The organism is Mesorhizobium sp. M7A.F.Ca.CA.001.08.2.1, from assembly GCF_003998455.1.
Classification (GTDB): Bacteria; Pseudomonadota; Alphaproteobacteria; order Rhizobiales; family Rhizobiaceae; genus Mesorhizobium; species Mesorhizobium ciceri.
Genome location: NZ_RZPW01000394.1, coordinates 1 through 5,752 on the forward strand (window position 1 = coordinate 1; position 5,752 = coordinate 5,752).

At 64.2% G+C, this 5,752-nt stretch carries 8 protein-coding genes; 6 read left to right on the forward strand and 2 right to left on the reverse strand.

From position 1 onward, the window contains the following. On the reverse strand, positions 1 to 518 hold a 518-nt coding region (locus tag EN914_RS21660; protein WP_164778839.1), incomplete at its 3' end, for a site-specific integrase. 97 nt (positions 519 to 615) lie between these two features. On the opposite strand from EN914_RS21660, the gene rimM reads away from it, so the two are divergent. Both rimM and trmD read left to right on the forward strand, forming a co-directional pair. Then, positions 616 to 1,215, forward strand: coding sequence for a ribosome maturation factor RimM (gene rimM, locus EN914_RS21665; protein ID WP_024504980.1), 600 nt, complete (start codon positions 616 to 618; stop codon positions 1,213 to 1,215). Next, complete coding sequence (gene trmD, locus EN914_RS21670; RefSeq protein ID WP_013528859.1) at positions 1,212 to 1,913, forward strand: tRNA (guanosine(37)-N1)-methyltransferase TrmD; 702 nt, start codon at positions 1,212 to 1,214, stop codon at positions 1,911 to 1,913. The genes rimM and trmD overlap by 4 nt, the downstream gene beginning before the upstream one ends. Here the strand turns inward: trmD and EN914_RS21675 are convergent. Continuing rightward, complete coding sequence (locus EN914_RS21675; RefSeq protein ID WP_024504982.1) at positions 1,895 to 2,647, reverse strand: sulfite exporter TauE/SafE family protein; 753 nt, start codon at positions 2,645 to 2,647, stop codon at positions 1,895 to 1,897. The two genes, trmD and EN914_RS21675, sit on opposite strands and share 19 nt — an antisense overlap. A gap of 329 nt (positions 2,648 to 2,976) precedes the next feature. Between EN914_RS21675 and rplS the strand changes: the two genes are divergently transcribed. The 4 genes from rplS (at position 2,977) to EN914_RS21700 (ending at position 5,579) form a co-directional block, all read left to right on the forward strand. After that, the gene (gene rplS, locus EN914_RS21685) at positions 2,977 to 3,528 is read left to right on the forward strand and encodes a 50S ribosomal protein L19 (protein WP_013528861.1); all 552 of its coding nucleotides are present in this window, start codon (positions 2,977 to 2,979) and stop codon (positions 3,526 to 3,528) included. 156 nt (positions 3,529 to 3,684) lie between these two features. Then, complete coding sequence (locus tag EN914_RS21690; protein WP_013528862.1) at positions 3,685 to 4,098, forward strand: organic hydroperoxide resistance protein; 414 nt, start codon at positions 3,685 to 3,687, stop codon at positions 4,096 to 4,098. After that, positions 4,095 to 4,604: a MarR family winged helix-turn-helix transcriptional regulator gene (locus EN914_RS21695; protein ID WP_024504983.1), complete on the forward strand. Its 510-nt coding sequence runs from the start codon at positions 4,095 to 4,097 to the stop codon at positions 4,602 to 4,604. Before EN914_RS21690 ends, EN914_RS21695 begins: the two co-directional genes overlap by 4 nt. A gap of 177 nt (positions 4,605 to 4,781) precedes the next feature. Next, positions 4,782 to 5,579, forward strand: coding sequence for a transporter substrate-binding domain-containing protein (locus EN914_RS21700; protein WP_127389248.1), 798 nt, complete (start codon positions 4,782 to 4,784; stop codon positions 5,577 to 5,579). The last annotated feature ends 173 nt before the right edge of the window (positions 5,580 to 5,752 follow it).

Sequence of the window (5,752 nt, forward strand, 5' to 3'; positions counted from 1 at the left end):
GTCAGGCCGAGCGCCTCGGAAATGCGCAGGCCAGAGCCGTAGAGCAGCGTCAGCACGGCGGCGTTGCGGGCTGCGATCCAGGGTTCCTCCGCCAGTTGGCCTTCGATGGAAACGATATGCTTGGCATCGCTCGCCGTCAGCGGCTTGGGCAGCGATTTGGGCTGGCGCGGCGCGCGCAGTGCCGCCGCACCGGCCGCATTGGCGAGGCCGCGCCGCTCGAGGAAACGCAGCAGCGAGCGGATGCCGGCGAGACCCCGGCCCAGCGTGCGGGCGCCGGCACCGGCATTGCGCCGCGCCGCAAGGAAGCCGCGCAAATCCGCCGGGCGCAGATCGGCGATGTCCGAAATGCCGGGCGAGCCGCCGCAATGGCCGGTGAGGAAATGCAGGAACTGACGCGTGTCGCGCTCATAGGCTTCCACCGTCTCGGGCGACAGCCGACGTTCTCGCGCCAGCATCTTCAGCCAGCTTTCGCGCGCCGCCTGGAGATCGGGTTTGGCCGGGATGAGGAATTCCTGCATGGCGGCATTTTCCGATATTCGGGTTAGGAAGCGGTGAATAGCCCGTCATTGAAATGACAGCCGCGTGGGGCTAGAGCAGGCCAAAGGATATTTCGCCATGAGCAAGCCCCAGAACCCTGTCCAGATGGCCGTGATCGGCGCCGCCCATGGCATCAAGGGCGAATTGCGGGTGAAGACCTTCACCGGCGAGCCGCTGGCGCTGGCCGATTACGGGCCGCTCTACGCCAGGGACGGGCGCGCCTTCCAGATCGTCGACATCAGGCCCGCCAACACCGTCGTCGTGGTCCGTTTCAAGGGCATTGCCGACCGCAATGCGGCCGAGGCGCTGGCCGGCACGGAGCTGTTCGTCGACCGTTCGATGCTGCCGGACGATGGCGAGGAAGACGAATTCTACCATGCCGACCTCGTCGGCCTCGAAGTCCGCGACGACACGGGTGCCGTGCTTGGCAAGGTGGTCGCGGTGCACAATTTCGGCGGCGGCGACATTCTCGACGTGACGCTGGGCGGGCGCAAGGGCGTGCTGATCCCGTTCACACAGGCTGCCGTACCGCAAGTGTCGATCGCCGAAGGTTTCGTTCGTGTCGATCCGGCGGCAGCCGGGCTGGTCGATGACGAGGATGGCGGTGGTCCGCGTGAGGAAGACTTCGATCCGAAGGGCAGGCCGCGCGGACCGAGCGATGCCGGGGGCAACCGGTGAGTTTTTCCGCTTCGGTGCTGACGCTTTACCCCGAGATGTTTCCCGGCGCGCTCGGCCTGTCGTTGGCTGGCCGGGCGCTCGAGGCCGGGACGTGGTCGCTGGAGACGATCCAGATCCGTGACTTCGCCACCGACCGCCATCGCACCGTCGACGACACGCCCGCCGGCGGCGGCGCCGGCATGGTGATGCGCGCCGACGTGCTGGCGAAAGCCATCGACCATGCTTCGCCGGAAGGCGATGCGCGGCCCCGGCTGCTGATGAGCCCGCGCGGCAAGCCGCTGACCCAGGCGCGTGTGCGCGAGCTGGCCGCTGGGCCGGGCGCCGTCATCCTGTGCGGCCGCTTCGAAGGCGTCGACCAGCGGGTGATCGACGCGCGGGGATTGGAGGAAGTCTCGATCGGCGATTTCATTCTCTCGGGTGGTGAGCCGGCCGCCCTTGTGCTGCTCGACGCGGTGGTGCGGCTGCTGCCCGGGGTCATGGGCAACGCGATGTCGGGCGAGGAAGAGAGTTTTGAAAACGGCCTGCTCGAACATCCGCACTATACGCGGCCGCAGGAGTTCGAAGGCCGTGACATTCCCGAGGTCCTGATTTCCGGCAATCACAAGAAGATCGCCGCCTGGCGGCGGGCGGAGTCAGAAAGACTGACAGCCGAGAGGCGTCCGGACCTGCTTGCCGCTGCTCAGCCCTTGGCAAAATAATAGAAGGCCAAAAACAGGCCGACGGCGACGACGAAGCCGCGCACCGCGTTTTGCGGCACCCGCTTGGCGATCCAGACGCCGGCATAGCCGCCGAGCGCGCCGCCCGGGATCATGATGATCGCCTGCGGCCAGGCGACGACGCCGCCCGAGACGAAGACGACGATCGCGACAGCGGCGATGACCATGGCCAGCATGTTCTTCAACGCGTTCAGCCGGTGATAGTCGCCGGCCTGGGTGAGGCCGAGCGTCGCCAGCATCATCACGCCCATGCCGGCGCCGAAGAAGCCGCCATAGATGGCGGTGAGAAATTGTGCGAGCGAGCCGGCCAGCGAGCCCACCGCCGCTTCATGGCCGGGCTTTGGCACTGGTTTCAGCCAGGGGCCGGCGGCGAACAGGGCCGTCGCGGCTAGCAGCAGCCACGGCACCAGAGCGCGAAACGAGAGATTGTCGAGCGCCAAAAGGATCAGCGCGCCGGCCAGTGCACCCACGGCCGAGATCAGGCACAGCAGCAGCGCGCCGCGCCAGAAGTGCCTGATATCGGCCGAGTAGGCGAGGGTCGAGGTGATGTAGCCTGGAAATTGCGTCACCGAGGAGGTGGCGTTGGCAACGATCGGCGGCAGGCCGACCAACGTCATGGCGCCGAAGGTGATGAAGGTGCCGCCACCGGCGACCGCATTGGCGGCGCCTGACAGAAAGCCCGCTAGAAACAGCAGGATGGCATCGAAGACAGACATGAATTGCGGCCGCTCAAAACTGTGTTATTTCAGGCTTTAGAAAGCCTGAACGACCGGCGCAACCCGGCACGGCAGGATTACGATGGTGCCATGCGAGCAGAAAATGCGCGCCCAAGGCGTGACAAAGCGGCGAAATAGCTGTATGTGCCCGCCCGTACCGGCCAGAAAGAATCTGCCGGACCCGTCAACAATGACGGTGTAGACGCCCCTGCCGGATGTTTCAAAGACAAATGTCTTGGAGACAAAAGGCATAGCCAAGCGGTCAATGGAACTGCAAGGCGAGTGTCGGACGCTCTGACTGTCGGAAGAACAAGAAGTGGACTTTTGAGATGGATATTCTCCGTCAGCTCGAGGCCGAACAGGCCGCCAAGATCGAAGCCAAGCGCAAGCTTCCCGAATTCCAGCCCGGCGACACCGTGCGCGTCCAGGTCCGCGTGACCGAAGGCACCCGCACCCGCGTTCAGGCCTATGAGGGCGTCGTCATCGCCCGCGCCGGCGCCGGCTTCCAGGAGAACTTCACGGTTCGCAAGATTTCCTACGGCGAAGGCGTCGAGCGCGTGTTCCCGGTCTACTCGCCGATGGTTGAAGGCGTCGAGATCGTTCGCCGCGGCAAGGTGCGTCGCGCCAAGCTCTACTACCTGCGCGATCGTCGCGGCAAATCGGCCCGTATTTCGGAAAACACCGGCGTGCGCGCCCGCAAGCTGAACGATGAGGAGCGCGATGCGCTGAACGCCGAGAAGGCCCGCATCGAAGCCGAGAAGGTGGCAGCAGCCGAGGCCCTGGCCGTCGAGAAGGCCGCCCAGGACGCCGCCGAGAAGAAGGCCGCCGCCGAGGCCGAAGCAGCAGCCAAGGCCGCCGCAGAAGCGACCCCTGCCGAATAAGGTTTTCGGAAATCCCATTCAAAAAGGCGGCTTCGGCCGCCTTTTTTCGTTTCACCAGACTGTGAACGCTTTCAGCGCCAGACACAGGATCCGGCTGTTGACGGCGCATTACCTTGTGCACTAAATAATCGCGCACAAAGTAATTGGAGATTTGATATGGCACTCTACACCACACAGGCTCACGTCACCGGCGGCCGCGCCGGCCATGGCGAGACCAGCGACGGTCTGCTCAAGGTCGATCTGGCAATGCCCAAGGAACTCGGCGGGCCGGGGGGCGCCACCAATCCCGAGCAACTGTTCGCTATCGGCTATGCCGCCTGCTTCGAAAGCGCCATCCGCTTTGTCGCGCGCAAACAGAAGCTGTCGCTGACGGATGCCGGGGTAACCTCCACCGTCAGCCTGCTTCCCGATGGCGAAGGCTTTAAGCTCGGCGTCGCGCTCGCGGCGGAAACGAAAGGCCTTGATCAGGCGGCGGCGGAAGCGCTTGTATCGGAGGCGCACAAGATCTGCCCCTATTCCAACGCCATCAGGGGCAATGTCGACGTAGCGCTTTCGGTAAAGGCGGCATGACGGAAAAGACGACAAAGAGCACCAGGGACGTCCCGGCGGAGGCCACCGGGACGTTTCACGTTCCGCGGCTCGACCAACAGCTCTGCTTCGCGCTCTATTCGGCAAGCGGGCTGATGACGAAGCTCTACCGCCCGCTGCTCGATCCGCTCGGCCTGACCTATCCGCAATATCTGGCCATGTTGGCGCTCTGGGAACGGGCTCCAAGCACGGTCGGCGAGCTTGGCGAAGCGCTCGGGCTGGATTCGGCGACGCTGACGCCGCTGCTCAAGCGGCTGGAGGCCGGTGGCCTGGTCACACGGCGGCGCGACCTGGCCGACGAGCGCCGGGTTCTGGTCGAGCCGACAGCGAAGGGACAAGCGTTGCGTGAGCAGGCCAAAAGCGTGCCGGCGGCGATGCTTTGCAACCTGCCGCTGGATGCCGACGAGTTGAAATCCCTGCACCGCACGCTGACGCGGTTCGTCTCCGGCTTGCGCAAGGCGGATGCCGGCATCGTGAAGCGGAGCTGATCGCTGCCGCGACACCGTTCATTCCTGAATCCCGGAAATGAAGGCATCGGAATCCCTTTTCGCGCGCGCTGACGCAGCGGACCGTCTTGCATGACGCTTGCGGAAAGCTAAAGTCGGCGCCGGATTTTCCTACAAGCCCGGCCGTGCCCGGGTCCGTCAATTTCCGGGGAGTGTGTCATGACCAAATCGAAACTGCTGCTGGCAGGCCTGCTTGCCCTCGTCCTGGTACCCGTTGCCGCCTTTGCGCAGGTGCTGCCCGACCTCGGCGGCAAGAGGGTGGTGGTGGTCACCGAAAACGCCTACCCGCCGCTGCAGTTCATCGATGCCAAGACCGGCAAGCAGATCGGCTGGGAATATGACGCAATGAACGAGATCGCCAAGCGGCTGAATTTCACGGTCGAGTACCAGAACACCTCCTGGGACGCGATGATCCAGGCGGTTTCCGACAACCAGTACAACATCGGCATGACCGGCATCACCATCAAGGACGACCGCAAGGAGAAGGTCGATTTCTCCGACCCCTATATGCGCTCGGAACAGTTCATGCTGGTGCGCGGCGATGAGAGCCGCTTCACCGACGCCAAGACCTTCGGCGCCTTCAAGGACGGGCTGATCGGCGCGCAGGCGGGTACCACGCCCTTCTACACCGCCGTCTACAGCGTGCTCGACGGCAATGAGCAGAACCCGCGCATCAAGCTGTTCGAAACCTTCGGCGCGACGGTGCAGGCGCTGAAGTCCGGTGACGTCGATGTCGTGCTGACCGACGGCACAGCGGGCAAGGGCTATGTCGACGCCTCCGAGGGCAAATTGAAACTGATCGGCGGACCGCTCGGCACCGAGGATTTCGGCTTCATCTTCCCGAAGGGTTCCGACTTGGTGAAGCCGGTCAATGCGGCGATTGCGGCGTTGAAGGCGGACGGGACGTTCGATGCGCTGAACAAGAAGTGGTTTCTTGATTACAAGATGGGGCAGTGATTTCGCACTGACTTCGCGCTTGAACGCCCCCCTCTGCCTTGCCGGGCATCTCCCCCTCAAGGGGGGAGATTGGCTGTTTTTTCCGCTTTCGCCAATCACCAAAGTTGTAAAAAGAGTGCCGTCGACGAAGCTGCCAATCTCCCCTCTTGAGGGGGAGATGCCCGGCAAGGCAG